Raw genomic sequence first — 18,143 nt, forward strand, 5'->3', positions numbered from 1 at the left:
TGGCTTAAGCTGGCGCCAAGATTATCTGCGCGCGAATTTGGGTGCAACCTAGTGCAACCCAAAAAATGCAGGAAAAAAGTGCTACTCGTCTGGATGGTAAAACCCTACAGCCGAAATGGCTGTTTCTGATGCTTTTTCTTCTGAAAATATGTGTTCTTGCTCCAAAAAGGAGCAAAAATCCGCTGTTACGCAAAATTTCCGACGAGGTGCAACTTGATTGTAAAAACAGGTTGCACCCTCTTTGCGTTGTTGCATAGCATTCGCGGCCTGGGTGCAACCTCCTCTGAGGCTGTCGCTACATAAAAACAAACGCCAGGGCGCAACAATGAGTGTAAGCAATCCAACCTTGATCACGTTCGTGATCTACATCGCGGCAATGGTACTGATCGGCTTCATGGCCTATCGCTCCACCAACAACCTTTCCGACTACATTCTTGGCGGCCGTAGCCTCGGCAGCGTGGTCACCGCGCTTTCGGCCGGTGCCTCGGACATGAGTGGCTGGCTGCTGATGGGCCTGCCGGGCGCCATCTATATGTCGGGTCTGTCGGAAAGCTGGATCGCCATCGGCCTGATCGTCGGTGCCTACCTGAACTGGCTGTTCGTTGCCGGCCGCCTGCGGGTGCAGACCGAGCACAACGGCGATGCGCTGACCCTGCCGGACTACTTCTCCAGCCGTTTCGAAGACAACAGCGGCTTGCTGCGGATCATCTCCGCCGTGGTCATCCTGGTGTTCTTCACCATCTACTGCGCTTCGGGCATCGTGGCCGGTGCCCGCCTGTTCGAAAGCACCTTCGGCATGTCTTACGAGACCGCGCTGTGGGCCGGCGCAGCAGCGACCATTGCCTACACCTTCGTGGGTGGCTTCCTGGCGGTGAGCTGGACCGATACCGTCCAGGCCACGCTGATGATCTTCGCCCTGATCCTGACCCCGGTGATCGTACTGATCGCAACCGGTGGTTTTGACACGACCTTCGCCGCCATCGAGCTCAAGGACGCCGGCAACTTCGACATGCTCAAGGGCACCACCTTCATCGGCATCATCTCGCTGATGGGCTGGGGTCTGGGCTACTTCGGCCAGCCGCATATCCTGGCGCGTTTCATGGCCGCTGACTCGGTCAAATCGATCGCCAAGGCCCGTCGCATCTCCATGACCTGGATGATCCTGTGCCTGGTCGGTACCTGCGCCGTTGGCTTCTTTGGTATCGCCTACTTCTCGGCGCACCCTGAAGTGGCCGGCCCGGTTACCGAGAACCACGAGCGTGTGTTCATCGAGCTGGCCAAGCTGCTGTTCAACCCATGGATCGCCGGTGTTCTGCTGTCGGCCATCCTGGCAGCGGTCATGAGTACCCTGAGCTGCCAACTGCTGGTGTGCTCGAGCGCCCTGACCGAAGACTTCTACAAGACCTTCCTGCGCAAGGGTGCTTCGCAGATGGAACTGGTCTGGGTCGGTCGTGCCATGGTTCTGCTGGTGGCCATTGTTGCCATCCTGATCGCCTCCAATCCGGAGAACCGCGTACTGGGTCTGGTCAGCTACGCCTGGGCAGGTTTCGGCGCAGCCTTCGGCCCGGTCGTGCTGATCTCGGTCCTGTGGAAAGGCATGACCCGCGACGGCGCACTGGCCGGTATCCTGGTCGGCGCGATCACCGTGGTGGTGTGGAAACACTTCTCCATCTGGGGTCTGTACGAAATCATCCCGGGCTTCATCCTCGGCGCCCTGGCGATCTACTTCGTCAGCAAGGCCGGCAGCCCGTCGAAAGGCATGGTGTCGCGCTTTGAAGCGGCCGATGAGGCGTTCAAAGCCGCTCATTGATCGCCCGTTGAGCTTCACCTGACAAAGGCCCGGCCTCGCAAGAGTCCGGGCCTTTGTGGTTTTGGCGGTCCATGCCTGACGCCGCCTGCCGGACAGGGTAAACTGCGGGGTCTTGCAGGAGTTGCCATGAACTATCGTCACGCCTTCCACGCCGGCAACCACGCCGACGTCTTCAAACACCTTGTACTGACCCGCCTGATTGCGTTGATGTCGCGCAAGGAGCAGCCATTCGCCTATCTCGACACTCACGCAGGCCTGGGGCTGTACGACCTGCAGGGTGACCAGGCGACACGTACCGGCGAGTGGCTTGAAGGTATCGGCCGGCTCTGGGGGCGCGACGATCTGCCCGAGGTAACTGCCGATTACCTGCGCATCCTGCGCAAGATGAACCCCGACGGCGAGCTGCGTTACTACCCGGGTTCTCCCGAGCTGGCCCGGCGCCTGGCGCGCCAGCAGGATCGTGTGTTGCTCAACGAGAAACACCCCGAAGACGGTCGCCTGCTCAGGGACAACATGAAGAAAGACCCGCGCGTTGCCGTGCACCTGGGCGAGGGCTGGCATGTGCCGCGGGCCTTGCTGCCGGTGCAGGAAAAGCGTGCGGTCATGCTCATCGATCCGCCGTTCGAGCAGGCCGACGAACTCAAGCGTTGCACCCAGGCGATGAAAGAGGCCATTGGTCGCATGCGCCAGACCGTCGCAGCGATCTGGTACCCGATCAAGGACCAGCGCCAGCTGGTGCGCTTCTACCAGGACCTGACCAGTACCGGTGCGCCAAAACTGCTGCGTGTCGAGCTGTATGTGCACCCGCAGGACAGCCCGCAAGGCTTGAATGGCTCAGGCCTGGCCATTGCCAACCCGCCATGGGGCCTGGAAGAAGAGCTGCGTGAACTGTTGCCGTGGCTGTCCCAGGTGCTGGCGCAGACCCAGGGGAGTTGGCGGATGGACTGGTTGATTGCTGAGTAATCACGGTAGGAGCGGGCTTGCCCCGCGATTGCGGTGCGTCAGTTACGCCGAATCGCGGGACAAGCCCGCTCCCACACTTTACGTTATAATCCCGCCCTTTGGCTGCCGCTCGCCCTAACGGCCTGCGCGCATATATACAGATTGAAGAGGCTAGACCCTTGGCATTGACGATTCTTGGCCTGTCCGGCGCCCTTAGTCATGACCCTTCCGCGGCCCTGTACATCGACGGCAAGCTGATTGCCGCCGCTGAAGAAGAGCGCTTCGTGCGCGATAAACATGCAAAGAACCGCATGCCCTACGAATCGGCGAAGTTCTGCCTGGAACAGGCCGGTATCAAGCCGTCCGACGTAGACGTGGTGGCGATCCCCTTCGCCCCGATCAGCCTGTTCGGCGAGGCGCGCTGGCACTACGCCAAGCGCTACTGGTATGCCCCGGATCGCGCCCTCGACGCGATCCTGATGGGCAATCGTCGTTACAAGCGCTATCGCAAGAAGATCGTCTGGTGCCTGGAGCAACTGGGCTTCGACCCCAAGAAGGTCAAGATCGAGCCGGTCGAGCACCACCTGGCTCACGCCTCCAGTGCTTACCATTGCTCCGGCTTCAAGGAGAAGACCGCGATCCTCGGTATCGACGGCAAGGGCGAATACGCCACCACCTTCTTCGGCTATGGCGAAAACGGCAAGATCCACAAGATCAAGGAATTCTTCGATCCTGACTCGCTCGGCGGCCTGTATGGCGCGATCACCGAGTTCCTCGGTTTCGAAATGCTCGATGGCGAGTTCAAGGTCATGGGCATGGCGCCTTATGGCGATGCCAGCAAATATGATTTCTCGCGCCTGGCCTCGTTCGAGAACGGCGAGCTGGTGATCAATACCGACTATGCCAACGTCATCGGCCTGCGCCGTTATAAAGAGAAAGGCAAAGGCTTCTACTTCTCGCCAAAACTGATCGAATGGCTGGGTCCCAAGCGCGAAGGCGACATCGCCGACGAGCCGTACATCCACTACGCCGCGAGTATGCAGGCGTTGTTCGAGAAGCTGGCCCTGCAGATGATCGACCACTACCTGGGCGACATCCTCAAGGAAACCGGCAAGCTGGCTTTTGCCGGCGGTTGCGCGTTGAACGTCAAGCTCAACCAGAAGATCATTGCCCGTCCTGACCTCAAGGAGCTGTTCGTCCAACCGGCTTCCGGCGACGCCGGTACCGCGGTTGGTGCTGCGGCCTACGTGTCCCACGCCCGTGGTGTGCCGGTCGAGAAGATGGAGCATGTCTACCTCGGCCCTGCGTACTCCAACGAAGACGTGATTGCCGCCTGTGCCCGTCACCCGAGCCAGCCAAAATGGCGCAAGCTGGAGAACATGCCCGAGCAGATCGCCAAGATCATGGTCGATGGCAACCCGGTAGCCTGGTTCCAGGGCCGCATGGAGTTCGGTCCACGTGCCCTCGGCGGTCGTTCGATCATTGGTTGCCCGAGTGTGGAAGGCGTTGCCGACCGCATCAACCACCAGATCAAGTTCCGCGAGCGCTGGAGGCCTTTCTGTCCGTCGATGCTCGACACCGTTGCGCCGCAGATGATCAAGATCGATCATCCGGCACCGTTCATGACCTTCACTTTCGAAGTCGCCGAAGAGTGGAAGACCCGTGTGCCGGAAGTCGTCCATGAAGACGGCACTTCGCGGGCCCAGGTGCTTAAACGCGAGTACAATCCTCGCTACTACGACATGATGAAGGCGCTGGAAACCCTGACAGGTAATGGCGTGTCGCTGAATACCTCGCTCAACCGTCGTGGCGAACCAATGATTTGTTCGCCGACCGATGCGTTGAACATGTTCTTCGGCTCGGACCTGCAGTATTTGATCATGGAAGATATTCTGGTGATCAAAGAGGGTGCACAGGAATATGTTGACGCATGAGTTTCTGATCAGCGTTGTTGTTCCTACCTACAACTACGCGCGGGTACTGCCACGGGCGCTGGATTCGGTTCTGGACCAGTGGGCAGACGATCTTGAGTTGATCGTGGTCAACGATGGATCCAAGGATGATACCGGTTCGGTGTTGGCGGACTATCAAGGCCGTTATCCGCAGGTGTGCGTCATCGATCAGGTCAATGCCGGCGCTGCTGTGGCGCGCAACAAGGGCATTGCCCAGGCGCGTGGACGCTATGTGTTGTTGCTGGATGCGGACGACGAGCTGATGCCCGAAGCCATTGCCGTGCTGCGTGCCACCTTGCAGGCCAATCCTGGCGTCGGCATGGTCCTGGGCGGGCAAATCTCCGTTTATCCAGACGGTAGCGAGCGGCTGCGCCTGCCTACACCGGTGCCGAAGGCGCCGGCGCGGGACCTGGCGCGCCAGTACCTGTTGCAAAAGCGGATTTCGGTCTCGCATTGCTGCACCCTGTTCGCTCGCGAACTGTTGTTGCGTCGCCCTTATCCGGAAGCCTTGCGTACTGGCGAGGATATTCCGGTGTTTGCCTATCTGGTGGTCAATGCCCGGGTGGCGGTGACCAACGAGCCTCTGGCGCGTATCTACAAGCACGCTGACAGTCTGCGGCACAACCGTGAGAACGAAGAAGAGTACGCTCTGGGCATGGTTCGCGAGGTGTTCGCCAGCTTGCCTGACGAGTGTCAGTCGCTGAGTGTGCGCTACAAGGCGCAACGCTATCTCTCGCTGTTTCGTGCGGCCTTGCTGTCGGGAGACGGTTCTGCCGCAAGGCGTTTTTATGCTCGGGCCTTGCGCCTGAGTCCGTTGCAGGCCATGCGCTGGACGTATTTGCGCAAGGCCACGCGTCTGATAATGGTGTAGGGGTTTCATGGGTACGGTTGTTGGCAGGATGGATACAGGATTGATCTCGTACATTTCAAGGATGGTCAGCACCTACCCGGTTCGGCTGGCATTTGCTGGCAGTTTGTTGCTTTCGTTGGTCGCCGTGTTGGGCGTAGCGACGGTGGGGCGCGACGCGGCGTTGTACCTGGACATTGCGCGGCAGGTGAGTGAGCAGGGGCCCAAGGTTGCCTGGAACGCCTTTGACTGGCCCTGGTTTACCCTGCTGCTTGCAGGAACGCATAGCCTTTTCGGTCTGTCACTGGAGCTGAGTGCCTATCTTTGGTGCGCTCTGTTCATGGCCGGTACCTGCGCATTACTGGTGGACTGTGTGCGTCAACGGGTACCGCAGGCTGCTGGCTGGGCTTGTTTGCTGGTGCTGGCGATGCCAGCGGTCAATCAGTTTCGCAATGACATCATTCGAGAGTTCGGTTTCTGGTTCTTCTGTGTCCTGGCGTTGTGGCTGGTCCAGCATTGGCAGGCACGAGGCGGTTGGTTGCGGGCTGCTTGTATTCACTTGGCAATTGGTGCCGCTGCGCTGTTTCGCCTGGAGGCGTTGATGTTGCTGCCCGCCCTGGGCTTGTGGCAATTGATTGGCTTGCGTGATCGGCAGAGTTGGCAGCGTTTTTGCCAGTTCCTGGTGTTGCCGTTGCTGGCCGGTGTGTTGGCCTTGGCGGTGTTGCTGGTCCAGGGGGGGATATCTTCGGCTCGTCTCGAGAACTACCTGGGGCTGATCAACCCCCAACGTGTACTTGGGGCGTTCAAGATTTTGTCGCAGCAGTTTGCCGACAGCCTGACCTACAAGTTCTCGAAGGATGAAGCTGGCCGGATCGTGTTTTTCGGCTTGCTGGCCGCCATGCTGATCAAGTTCGTGACCTTGATGGGGCCGTTTTCCTTGCCGTTCCTGCATCGCAGCAGTTGGCAAGCGCTGCGCACCTATGGTCGCGAGTATCAGCCGTTTGCCTGGGTTGCGGGTCTGTACCTGATCATCCTGATGGTGTTCTTCGTGGTCCAGCAGTTCATGAACTCCAGGTATCTGAGCTTCCTCAACCTCCTGGTGTTGCCGCTACTGGCCATTGCCCTGATGCAGTTCGCCCGGAACTTCCCGCGCCTGGGCAAGGTGCTGGTGGCAATCGCGCTGCTTGTGATGCTGGCCAACGTGATCTCTACAGGTGCACGCAAGACCCAGTACGTTGACGCCGGGCACTGGATCGCTGCCAATATCGACCCACAGGCTGCTACTTACTTCGAAGATGGTCGTATCAGCTACTACGCCGGTCGAGGCTATTTCGGGGTGTTGCCGCGCGAGGAGGCGTTGTCTGATGAGCACGTCAGCACCTACCGTTACTTTGCCATTGAAGCGCGTGCCGATGAGCCGTGGCTTGCCGCTTGGCTTGAAAAGCACCAGCTAAAGGTGTTGTCGAGCTTCGCCAATCGCAAGGGCGCCACGGTGCTGGTGATCGGCAAGTAATTCAGTCAAGCAACTGGCGCAATGTGTTGAGTAGGCGGGGCTGGTGGTTTTCCTGGCCCTGCTCCAGTTCCTGGCGGTAACCTTCGAGGAAGGCGGCGCCATTGTCATCGCCCAGCAACCACTGGCGGTCTTCGGCATAGCGCAGCACATGGTGAAAGTTACGCACGCGTTGGCGCTCTCTGAGAGGGCGGCTCTGGCGTTGCAGGTCGGCTATATCGATCAGTCCCAGCTCGCGCTCAGGCGTCAGTACCACGTTACCCAAATGCAACGACCTGAAATAGATACCCAGGCTATGTAAATGGGCAATGAATTGCCCCAGCTGGGCCCGCAACGTTTGCGCACCTTCCTGTTTGTGCAGGAGTTGGCGCAGGGTTTCGCCTGCCAGTGGCGCATAGTAGACAGCATCACGCTGGATGCTGGGGATGCGGTACACGCCGATGATCTCGGGGCTGGGTACCCCCAGTTGTTGCAGCGCCTGGGCGTTGTTCGCAAAGCGCCGGGCGTAGGGGTACAGCAGCGCCGAGCTGAGCAGGCGCTTGCGCCGAAACAGCTTGAGCATCCGCCCGTCACGCAATCGCAGCACCTTGTCGCCGGAGCCGTCGGCCTCCAGCACGTGCGCACCCTCGCGCAACGACATGTAGGTGGTGTGATCCATTGCTTGCATGCTTAACCTCCGCTCAGAAGCCGACTATCTTAACTGACTTGCCACAGGCCCGCCTGCCGTTGGTTTCATTGGGGAAAAAAGGCGCTGTGATATGATTCCCCCCTCATTGTTATGTGCGGATTCCCATGAGCAGTCCTGAACCACGCCCCCAGTCCACGTTGGCGATCTATTTCCGCCTGCTGGCTTATGTGCGGCCCTATATCGGGCTGTTCTTGCTGAGCATCCTGGGCTTTCTGATTTTTGCCTCGACTCAGCCGATGCTGGCTTACATCCTCAAGTATTTCGTCGATGGCCTGGCCAATCCGGAGGCTCGCCTGTTCCCCGGAAATCCTTACCTGGGCGAGTTGCAACTGTTGCAGGCAGTGCCCCTGCTGATTGTTGCAATCGCTGTCTGGCAAGGTGTGGGCTCGTTTCTGGGTAACTTCTTTCTTGCCCGCGTTTCGCTTGGCCTGGTCCATGACCTGCGAGTCGTCCTGTTCAACAAGCTGCTGGACCTGCCGAACCAGTATTTTGACAAAAACAACTCTGGCCACCTGATTTCCCGAATCACCTTCAACGTCACCATGGTGACCGGCGCGGCAACCGATGCGATCAAGGTGGTGATTCGTGAGGGCATGACCGTTGTGTTCCTGTTCTGCACCTTGTTGTGGATGAACTGGAAGCTCACCCTGGTGATGGTTGCCATCCTGCCCATCATTGCCTTGATGGTCAGCAGCACCAGCCGCAAGTTTCGCAAGCAGAGCAAAAAGATCCAGGTGTCCATGGGCGATGTCACCCATGTGGCCTCCGAAACCATCCATGGTTACCGTGTGGTCCGTAGTTTTGGTGGCGAAAGCTACGAGAAATCGCGCTTTGAGCAGGCCAGCCAAAGCAACACCGACAAGCAGTTGTCGATGACCAAGACGGGCGCGGTCTATACCCCGACGCTGCAGTTGGTGACCTACAGTGCCATGGCTGTGGTGATGTTCCTGGTGCTGCTGCTGCGTGGAGAGGCCTCGGCCGGTGATCTGGTCGCCTACATCACCATGGCGGGCCTGCTGCCCAAGCCGATTCGCCAGCTTTCCGAAGTCAGCTCCACCATTCAGCGCGGCGTAGCTGGCGCCGAAAGCATTTTTGAACAACTGGATGAAGCCCCGGAAGTCGACAACGGCACCCTTGAGCGCGATCGTCTGGAGGGGCGCCTTGAAGTGCGCAATCTCAGCTTCCAGTACCCTGGTAACGAAAAGAAGGTATTGGACGACATCAGCTTCGTCGTTGAGCCAGGGCAGATGGTCGCCTTGGTCGGGCGCTCAGGCAGTGGCAAGTCGACCCTGGCCGGATTGATCCCACGTTTCTACCAGCATGAGCAGGGACAGATCCTGCTCGATGGCGAAGAAGTCCAGGCGTTCACCCTGCGTAGCCTGCGCCGCCAGATTGCTCTGGTGACCCAGCAGGTAACCTTGTTCAACGATACGGTGGCGAACAACATCGCGTACGGTGATCTGGCAGGTGCCCCGATCGAGGCGATCAAGCAGGCCGCCTCCGAAGCGTATGCCGATGAGTTCATCAACAAGATGCCGCAAGGCTATCAGACGCTGGTGGGGGAGAACGGCGTGCTGTTGTCCGGTGGCCAGCGCCAGCGCCTGGCGATTGCCCGCGCGCTGCTCAAGGACGCACCTCTGTTGATACTTGACGAGGCGACCTCGGCACTTGATACCGAATCGGAGCGGCATATCCAGGCGGCGTTGGACCACGTGGTCAAAAATCGCACCACCCTGGTCATCGCCCACCGTCTGACCACCATTGAAAAGGCCGACCTGATTCTAGTGATGGAAGAGGGGCGGATCGTCGAGCGAGGCACGCATGTGCAGTTGCTGGCGCAGAACAGCCATTACGCCCGTCTGCATGCCAAGGAATTCGAGGAAGGTGGTGATTTGCAAGCGACACAAGCGATCGACGCATGTTGAGTGCTCTGCGCTGGTGGCGTGAACGTGGCTGGAACGAGATTGACCAACAGCGCTATGCCGAAGTCTGGCAGCAGTTCGGCGGCAGTGTGGCGACACATCCGCAGGTAGTGGAGCGGCTGTCCGAGTTTGTCCAGGTGCCGGTGCGCTACCTGGGGTGGCACGTCGATGGTCGGTTGGTGGCAGCCATGCCGTGTTGGGGCCGGCATGTGGCCCTGGCCAAGGAGGTGCTCAAGCGCGAAGGCAAGCGTAGCTTGCTGGACATGGGTAATGCCGAAATCATCCTGCCGGTATCGCCCGGCGTACAAGTGCCAGTGCGCCAGCGCATGCGATATGTCTCGGACCTCAATGCCGGGACGATCACCACCCTCAGGACGCAGCCCGAAGGCCTGGCCATGGCCAGGGCGCCGGAAGACTACTCGAAGAAATTTCGTTATAACCAGCGTCGTGAACTGCGTCTGCTCGAGGAGGCCGGTGGTACGTTGCAACCCATGCAGGCGTTCTCGGCAACTGAGCAGGCGGCCATGTACACCGAGCTGTTCGAACGCCGCTGGGGCTTCGAGGTGCCGGGCAAGAAGGGGCTGGCCGAGGTCTTCAGCTTGATGCGCGAGTTCATGACGGGCTCGGTGGCGCTACTTGAGGGCGTGCCCGTGGCCATCCAGGTGCTCTATCGGGTGGAGGCTGCGCAATGGATATCGTTGGAGTACATCAATGGTGGCGTTGATCCGCAAAGTCGTGAATTCAGCCCTGGCAGCGTACTCAGCTTCGTCAATACCCAGCAGGCCTGGGACGATGCCAGGGCGCTTGGCAAGCCGCTGCGCTACTCCTTTGGCCGCGCCGACCGTGAATACAAGGACCGCTGGTGCCACACGGTCCCGGTTCATCAGGTTTAATGCATGAGCGCGCGTAAACAACGGCTGTTGAAGGCTCACCGACGCAACAAGCGCCTGGCGCTGGTGGTTGCGCTGGTGGTGTTGGTGGGGCTGGGTGTGACACTGGCCTGGTGGCTGGTGCCAATACTCATGTTGGCGGGCTGGGTCGCGCACGAGGCCTGGTTCGCCGATCACCTGTTCTACCGGGGGGGCGATGACTATCAGTACCTGTTCCCGGAAGATGTTCAGCAGCAGCCGGTATCGCTGAATGCGGGCAAGGTGCAGTTGAGCGCTGCCTTGGCCGAAGGTGAAACCCTGGTCCTGGCTGTGCGTGTCCAGTGCCGATGGCTTGGGCGCTGGCTCGACCCTTATGTCGAAGTCGGTGATGACCGTCAGGATTTCGAGCGTGGTGTTGCCGGCCTGCGTTTTCTCAACCTGTCCGGTCAACGCGAAGCATTGGAGCGCGGGGCGTTGAGCCTGCGTGGGCGTTATTGCCGGCTCGGTGCAACGGGCACCTTGTATGTCATGGCCAACCCGCCCTACACCCAGCAGCGTTCGATGATTCTTGCGCCCCATGCCGACGACGCTGAGCTTGCGGCCTTCGGGTTCTACAGCGCCAGCGCCGAGGTCAGCATTGTGACGCTGACCCAGGGGGAGATCGAAGCGCAGTCCTTCCAGCGGCTGGGGCTCGACCCTGCCCAGGCCGCCCGGTTGAAAGGCCGCCTGCGTAGCTGGGACAGCCTGGCGATACCCTTGTGGGGCGGCGTTACGGCCAACCATTGTGTGCAGTTGGGCTATTACTGTCTGCAACTGCCGTCCATGGCCAGTGAGCCAGGCAAGGCCTGGGGGTCGCGGGAGTCGGGCGAGAGCGATACGCGCAGCGTTCGCCAGCACAATCCGCTGTCACTGCCGGGTGACCGCGATGGCGCGCCGACCTGGCACAACCTGGTTGCCGACCTGGTGGCGCTGCTGGAGCATTTTCAGCCGCAGGTGATCGTCACACCGCATCCGGAGTTGGACCCACATGCAGACCATGTCGCTACCAGTCAGGCGATTTTCGCCGCGATTGGCCAGAGTCGCTGGAAGCCCTCCACGGCGTTGCTGTATGCCAACCACCTGCATGACAACGACCGCTGGCCAATGGGGCCGGCAGGGATGGGAATCGCCTTGCCACCCGCCATCGAGGCATTGCCGGCTGATCGATTGTGGAGCCCCTTGCTGGATGCCACGACGCAACTGGACAAGGCCATGGCCTTGAACATGCAACATGATCTCCAGGGGCCTTTGGCGTTCAAGCGGCGGCTTCGCCGTCTGATTCAGCGGCTGCTTGCCGGCAGGCGCTGGCCGGCGACTGGCGAGGACGAGTTCTTGCGTAAAGCGGTCAGGCGCCACGAGTTGTTTTGGGTGCGGCGGATCGGCGATTGAGGCCGGGTGATTCAGCCCTGTGCTAATATCCTGCCCCTGTTAATTATTTTGTATATGGGTTGCCCATGAAGTTGTCCATGCCGCGTTTCGATCAAGCCCCGGTACTGGTGGTGGGCGATGTCATGCTCGACCGCTACTGGCATGGCGGTACCTCACGGATTTCACCAGAAGCCCCGGTACCGGTGGTCAAGGTCGAACAGATCGAGGACCGTCCGGGGGGAGCTGCCAACGTCGCCTTGAACATTGCAGCCCTGGGGGCCCCGGCGGCACTGGTCGGGGTGACCGGTCAGGACGAGGCTGCCGACAGCCTCGCCAATAGCCTGCAGGCCGCTGGCGTGCGTTCGATCTTCCAGCGCATCGCCCACCAGCCGACCATCGTCAAGTTGCGGGTCATGAGCCGGCACCAGCAATTGCTGCGTATCGACTTCGAAGAACCCTTCGCCACCGATCCGCTGTCGCTGGATGCTGAAGTCGGCGCGCTGCTCGACGGCGTCAAGGTCCTGGTGCTGTCGGACTATGGCAAGGGTGCGCTGAAAAACCACCAGAGCCTGATCCAGGCCGCCCGGGCCAAAGGCATTCCGGTCCTGGCCGATCCCAAGGGCAAGGATTTCTCCATTTATCGCGGTGCCAGCCTGATCACCCCGAACCTCAGCGAGTTCGAAGCCATCGTTGGTCGTTGCGCCGATGAGGCGGAGCTGGTGGCCAAGGGCGGTCAACTGATGGGCGAGCTGGAGCTGGGCGCCTTGCTGGTGACCCGTGGCGAGCATGGCATGACCTTGCTGCGCCCTGATCACCCGGCCTTGCACCTGCCTGCCCGGGCCCGTGAAGTGTTTGATGTGACCGGTGCTGGCGATACGGTGATCTCGACCCTGGCGGCGGCCATCGCCGCCGGCGAGGAGCTGCCCCATGCGGTGGGCCTGGCCAACCTGGCCGCTGGCATCGTGGTCGGCAAACTCGGTACTGCCGCTATCAGTGCGCCGGAGTTGCGACGTGCGATTCAGCGTGAAGAGGGCTCCGAGCGGGGTGTGCTGAGCCTCGATCAGTTGCTGCTGGCCATCGATGATGCCCGTGCGCACAACGAGAAGATTGTCTTCACCAACGGTTGCTTCGACATCCTTCATGCCGGGCATGTCACCTACCTGGAGCAGGCGCGTGCCCAGGGCGATCGCTTGATCGTTGCAGTCAACGACGATGCCTCGGTCAGCCGCCTGAAAGGCCCGGGACGGCCAATCAACAGTGTTGACCGGCGTATGGCTGTGCTGGCCGGCCTGGGTGCGGTGGACTGGGTCATCAGTTTTCCGGAGGGCACGCCGGAAAACCTGCTGAGCCAGGTCAAGCCGGATGTGCTGGTCAAGGGCGGTGACTATGGCATCGACCAGGTAGTGGGTGCGGATATCGTCAGGGCCTACGGCGGTACCGTGAAGGTTCTGGGACTGGTGGAGAACAGCTCGACCACAGCGATCGTCGAGAAAATCCGCAAGAACTGAAGTCATCGCGGGGCTGGCCCGCAGCGAGCATTGCCTTAATGCCAGTCAGTAGACCACGACGAAAAATGCTCCGTATTATCGATACGGAGCATTTGTTGAGCACTATATAGATTGCCAAGTATTCACGCTAAACCACTTGAGGTGGAAGTGCTTGCCATTGTCGGGTAGGTACTGTTCTTGATGCATTCACGACCGCCTGTGCCTCCTTTGCCGCCTGTAGAGCAGCATCATTTACAACCAGTAAAAACTCTGCGCGAGGCTTCGCAGTCGGCCCTGGCTGCCGCGCTTGCCTGAATGTATGAAAGCCTAACGCTTTGAAACTGTTCTCTTTGTAGGGGCTATAGGTATTTGTGATAATAACCTTAACTCCTTTTTCATTGAGTGGGAGCACATGCGCCTGGATTTTGCGCATGAAGTCATTTTCGTGAAGATAAACATCGCTGAAGTGGCCGCTTAAGACAACGAAGTCGCTGGGTTTTGTTGCCTCGCGGCTTAATAATTCCCAGCCGTCGTGATTTAAAAAGGCAGTTGGTTTTTTTGCTCGGCTATGTATATGACTTATGTAGTTTATTTTGTTGGTGCTGGCAGTGGAGATGTTGCTAAATAAGGTTAATATATTAAAGTCCCTGTTCATGAGGGTGATCGGGAAGTGCAATGAATGTACGCCCGTCAATAATTTCCTGATTTCAACGACGCCGCCGACGGCTGCATTGTTTTGGGCGATATAAAATAAAGCCGCCAAAAACGCATTGCTTTCGCTGACCACTCGACCGTTTTTAAGTTTAGAAATAACACTGGGGCGCGTAGGTTGTGCAATGAAAGGTTTGTCATTCTTTATCTCAACAAGTGTCCGAATGCAGTCATTGAAATAATCTTTAACGTCCTCGCGCAACTCGCTAACGTTAGGTGCATTAGATGCAGCTTTGGCGGCAGCTGTACTTTGATATCTATGGCTGAGTAACTCCGGGTCAAGTGAGATTCCACGCTGCTGAGCGAGATCAAACATATCTTTCTTGATGGCTGCAATGTGTTGCTTGACGAGGTCTGGTTGAGCGACTATTTCTTTTTGCGTCCAGGAAATGAGTGGATTCCAGTCATTTACTATCATTTCGCCTTCGAAGCCGAGGGCTCTTGCGTAATTGGAGTAGTGGCCTGAACCCGCCATCGGTTCTATAAGACGTTCTATAGCGGCGTTGTTATTTTTTTGTAAGTTCAGGATGGAGGCGATCAACCCGCCATTCAGCTCTTTCAATTCTTCAGCCACCGCGCCGGGCATGGGGAAAAATTTCAGCGAATTTAGATCTACTTGCATGCCCCACTGGTGGAAGGTGGTGATTTTTTCTTCAATGTTATCTGCAGTCGTTAGCGCTTTTACTGAAAGCGAAGGGTGGTTGGTCAGTTGCCTACGGTAGTCACTCGGAGCCTTATCTTTTGGCCAGACAAATGGATAAAATTCGTTTCTTGTAACTCTGGAAGTATTGACTAGTTTGAACGTCTCTGCATAGCTGGAGTCCTTCAAGGAAAAGGGCCCAATGGCGGCGCCGTCCACCGTTAGTTGTCCATTCCAAACGCTTGGCGCTTCGGGTGCGGGTGGCGACGATCCTGCCTGTGACGGGCCTGGTGTTGGCGACGTTGCTTCGGGCGGTCCTGTCAGAGACTCAGCCTTTCTTTTTCCGCCTCCTCGCACACCCCCTACCTTCTGCCACAGACCCTGTTGATCCAGATCTAAGAACAAGCCCGTTTCGATGCGTGTGTTAGGATTGATAATCTGAACTTGTTCCCCGCCTCCCTGAAAGTCGCTCTTTATTTGAAATACCGTTCCGTCGTTGCTACGGACGTAGTAATCTGCGTAGGCGTCACGATAAACGCCTTTGGCGTTGGCTGTAAGACCGTCAATGCGTGTATTTGGCACGCTGAGCTGAGTATGTAACGAATGGGAAGTGGCGGAACTCGGGCGTGGAGTGTGCCTGAGTAAACGAAAAAGGGCGAGCTCGCCAACGGAGTCAAACAGCAGGGTCATCATGGCGTCCGCAAAGTGACTCAGTGAGGCGTCATAGTCCCTTTGACGGAATGCCTCAACTGCACTGAGGCCAGCGTAAAGACACCGTGTAAGAGCAATGGCCAGCGTCACCTTGATGGGCAAGAAAGTGGTTATCACATCCAGCGCCAAAAGGCCTCCGGTGATAAGATCGCTTTTGAATTTCTCAGTGTTTGATGTGGTTAAGGTGTCGGCATTTGTGCGGGCGTTACTTATCTGTGTGTCAAATGATTTTTTGAGGAAGTCGCCAGCAATGGGTCGTGTATGAAGGGTGTACTCTAGCTGTGCCAATATGTAAGAGTAATCAGGTGGTGAAGCGCTATAGAAATGGAACTCATTCTCTATCGACCAATCAGCCCCGCTAGGTCCTGGATCGCCGTTTAAAATCGATCTTGCCTTGGCTACCGAGTGAGCAGGTACCCGGCCCAGCAGATAGTCCTTGATTTTCTGGCTACTGCTCATCCACGACCAGAGATCGTTGTGGTTGGCAAACTCTCGAAGCTCCTCGCCTTCGACCACATTGGGCAAATAGACGACCAGCTTCCCCGAACCGCTCGGTAACGTTTCAAAAGTGATGACATCCTGTACTGCAGCGTCTCCAATCATCACAGCGTTGACGGTAACACCTCGGTTATTGATTTTTTCTCGTGTTGACGCGTCTGGCCTCGCCAAGGCGGCCTGGACAATTGCCACGCAATTAGCGCTCATCAGTTGACGCATTTCTGCTTCAAGTAGCTGCAAGCGTAGAGCGGCGTGAAGTGTCGCAACGTAGCTTTGCCTATTCTCGTCTGTCACCAGCCGCTGTAGTTTTTTGTCGTAGGTGTCGGCAATATCGGCAATTTGGACTATATTTCTGATTTTCCAGATGTCCAGCCACTCAATGGGCTGATCCAGTTCGTCGGTGATGGTCACTGTCACAAATATGTTTATGGTGTCAAACCAGCTGACGTTGGATAGACCGAGCTCAGTTAGCGACTTCGTTTCTGGCTTCCAGCCCAGGCTGGTTGCCAGGTGCGTGTCTTCCTCTAGGTTCAATGTTTTCTTGGTGATAAAGATTTTATCAGGATCATCACCTCTGCCATAAACATGTCTGATAATATCCGATAGGCTTTTGCGGGAGTAGCGAAGCAGTGCCGCCGGTGCGCTAAGCTCGATATATTCGTGTTGGCTAATTGAGCTATTGTTGATGAGTGATGTGTAATACGCTTTGCTGTATGCATTCCATGTGTCACGTTGTTTTGGTGATGAATTTTTCAGCCAGTCTGGCAAACGCTTGTCGAATATTTTTTGATTTCGACTTTCAATAATCGCGCCCGCGTGAAGTTTGCTCGCCAGATGAGCAGCAGTTTGATCTACAGTCATAAATGATGGCGCGTGACCTTTGCGAGCGTTTTGCGTTGCAAAGACAATGTTTTGCTTTTGTTGCTCCAGCAAACCCCGAACGCTGTGGGTGAACGCTGGGCCATCAATCGGAGGGTAACTGAAGGGAAGCGCTTCAGCCAAACCATTGGAGATCGCCTCTATACGCGATCTTTCTTTTTCCGTAACATAATCTTTTAACAACTCACGTTGATGCCTGTCAGACAACAGTGCCCGCATGTTATTGGAGAAATCAGCACCGTTGGTAAACACCATCAAACCTTGCCCAGGTAACAAGACCAGTACGGGAGCGTCTCCCTTGTCCGGCTGCTGGGTGGGGCTATCGGTTACGACGATAGCGCCATGAACCGGTAATGAATGGCCACTGTCTTGCAAGGCCAGGCTGAATTTACCGGGTTGATTTACGTTGGTGACGTCTGTCTCAGTCGCCAGCAGACGATCCAGTAAGTTTTTTGCCTCGGGCATCAGCGTGCCATCGATCCTGAGTAACTCCCCTTCCTGTCGACGTTGTGCGCACAAACGGGCACCGAGCCAATGGCTCGGTGTAGCATTCTGCCCTAAAGAATTGTGCGGTTGAGACCAGAATTTATCCACCGCGTGCCGGTAGTCATGCATGCTGACTTCCAGCACTTCCTCGAGAACTTTTTCAAACCCGTGCTCTGATATGACCGTTACTCGATCACTGTCAGCGGTCGCGGTAGGGCTGTAATAGAACCCTGTGGCACCAGAGTCATAGGTCGGAATTTGCCCTGTATTGATAGCGGTCTGAAGTATTGCCGATAATTTATTAGTCGAGGTGATTTGGCGTGTGGGTAGGCTGTTGTTATCGCGCTTGTCGTAATGATCAATATACTCGGTAAGATAAAGCTCGTCTGGATCGAATGACTGAGGTAATCCAGGAAATTTTCTAAGAAGCTTTTCCAGGTACAAGCGTTCTGCCATGGCTTGGAAATTTGGCCGCAATTGCAGCATGCGCCAGATTTCCTCGTCTGTCTTCAGTAGCTGCTGTGTGGCTTCTTCACTCTCTGTAACTGCAATGGGCATTTTTTTTTCATCGTTGCCATCGAGGGTGGTTGAATGTGGGCTCATTACGACCTCTGCTACTCGGTTAAATATATTGTGTTCGCAGTGGCATGTTTACGTTGTTCTACTTTTTTTTTAATCTTGAAATTATTCCTATACAGAGTGCGGTAGCCATCACGTTATTTAAGTAAGTTCTGAAGAGAGTTCTTGATTTTGGCAAAACACTCAGATTCCAGCCGCTGAGTTT

The 18,143-nt window shown here is 57.3% G+C and carries 11 protein-coding genes; 9 read left to right on the forward strand and 2 right to left on the reverse strand.

Annotation, left to right across the window (positions count from 1 at the left end; all coding sequences use genetic code 11):
- The first annotated feature begins 325 nt into the window (after window positions 1–325).
- The 5 genes from putP to EXN22_RS03780 all read left to right on the forward strand — a co-directional run bounded on the left by putP (window position 326) and on the right by EXN22_RS03780 (window position 7,064).
- A complete protein-coding gene (putP, locus tag EXN22_RS03760) occupies window positions 326–1,810 on the forward strand; it encodes a sodium/proline symporter PutP (RefSeq protein ID WP_130262779.1) in 1,485 nt (494 codons plus the stop codon).
- 126 nt (window positions 1,811–1,936) lie between these two features.
- Window positions 1,937–2,773 carry a 23S rRNA (adenine(2030)-N(6))-methyltransferase RlmJ gene (locus tag EXN22_RS03765; protein WP_130262781.1) on the forward strand — a complete coding sequence of 279 codons (837 nt, stop codon included), beginning with the start codon at window positions 1,937–1,939 and terminating at the stop codon, window positions 2,771–2,773.
- A 158-nt stretch (window positions 2,774–2,931) separates the two neighbouring features.
- On the forward strand, window positions 2,932–4,686 hold the full coding sequence (locus EXN22_RS03770) for a carbamoyltransferase family protein (protein ID WP_130262783.1): 1,755 nt from the start codon (window positions 2,932–2,934) through the stop codon (window positions 4,684–4,686).
- Window positions 4,673–5,575: a glycosyltransferase family 2 protein gene (locus EXN22_RS03775; protein ID WP_130262785.1), complete on the forward strand. Its 903-nt coding sequence runs from the start codon at window positions 4,673–4,675 to the stop codon at window positions 5,573–5,575. Before EXN22_RS03770 ends, EXN22_RS03775 begins: the two co-directional genes overlap by 14 nt.
- 40 nt (window positions 5,576–5,615) lie before the next feature.
- Window positions 5,616–7,064, forward strand: a complete 1,449-nt coding sequence (locus EXN22_RS03780; protein ID WP_233281676.1) for an ArnT family glycosyltransferase — start codon at window positions 5,616–5,618, stop codon at window positions 7,062–7,064.
- Between the two features lies 1 nt (window position 7,065).
- Here EXN22_RS03780 and EXN22_RS03785 read toward each other — a convergent pair whose 3' ends face one another.
- Window positions 7,066–7,728 carry a lipopolysaccharide kinase InaA family protein gene (locus EXN22_RS03785; protein ID WP_130262787.1) on the reverse strand — a complete coding sequence of 221 codons (663 nt, stop codon included), beginning with the start codon at window positions 7,726–7,728 and terminating at the stop codon, window positions 7,066–7,068.
- A 125-nt stretch (window positions 7,729–7,853) separates the two neighbouring features.
- Here EXN22_RS03785 and msbA point away from each other — a divergent pair, with 125 nt between their 5' ends.
- The 4 genes from msbA (at window position 7,854) to hldE (ending at window position 13,455) form a co-directional block, all read left to right on the forward strand.
- Entirely contained in the window at window positions 7,854–9,674 is a 1,821-nt protein-coding gene (gene msbA, locus EXN22_RS03790) for a lipid A export permease/ATP-binding protein MsbA (RefSeq protein ID WP_130262789.1), read from the forward strand.
- On the forward strand, window positions 9,668–10,564 hold the full coding sequence (locus EXN22_RS03795; protein WP_130262791.1) for a GNAT family N-acetyltransferase: 897 nt from the start codon (window positions 9,668–9,670) through the stop codon (window positions 10,562–10,564). The genes msbA and EXN22_RS03795 overlap by 7 nt, the downstream gene beginning before the upstream one ends.
- A 3-nt stretch (window positions 10,565–10,567) precedes the next feature.
- A complete protein-coding gene (locus tag EXN22_RS03800) occupies window positions 10,568–11,968 on the forward strand; it encodes a PIG-L deacetylase family protein (protein ID WP_130262793.1) in 1,401 nt (466 codons plus the stop codon).
- 65 nt (window positions 11,969–12,033) lie between these two features.
- The gene (gene hldE, locus EXN22_RS03805) at window positions 12,034–13,455 is read left to right on the forward strand and encodes a bifunctional D-glycero-beta-D-manno-heptose-7-phosphate kinase/D-glycero-beta-D-manno-heptose 1-phosphate adenylyltransferase HldE (RefSeq protein ID WP_130262795.1); all 1,422 of its coding nucleotides are present in this window, start codon (window positions 12,034–12,036) and stop codon (window positions 13,453–13,455) included.
- Window positions 13,456–13,582: 127 nt separating this feature from the next.
- On the opposite strand, the gene EXN22_RS03810 is transcribed toward hldE, so the two are convergent.
- Window positions 13,583–17,962 carry a dermonecrotic toxin domain-containing protein gene (locus EXN22_RS03810; RefSeq protein WP_130262797.1) on the reverse strand — a complete coding sequence of 1,460 codons (4,380 nt, stop codon included), beginning with the start codon at window positions 17,960–17,962 and terminating at the stop codon, window positions 13,583–13,585.
- Window positions 17,963–18,143 lie beyond the last annotated feature (181 nt).

The organism is Pseudomonas tructae, from assembly GCF_004214895.1.
Classification (GTDB): domain Bacteria; phylum Pseudomonadota; class Gammaproteobacteria; order Pseudomonadales; family Pseudomonadaceae; genus Aquipseudomonas; species Aquipseudomonas tructae.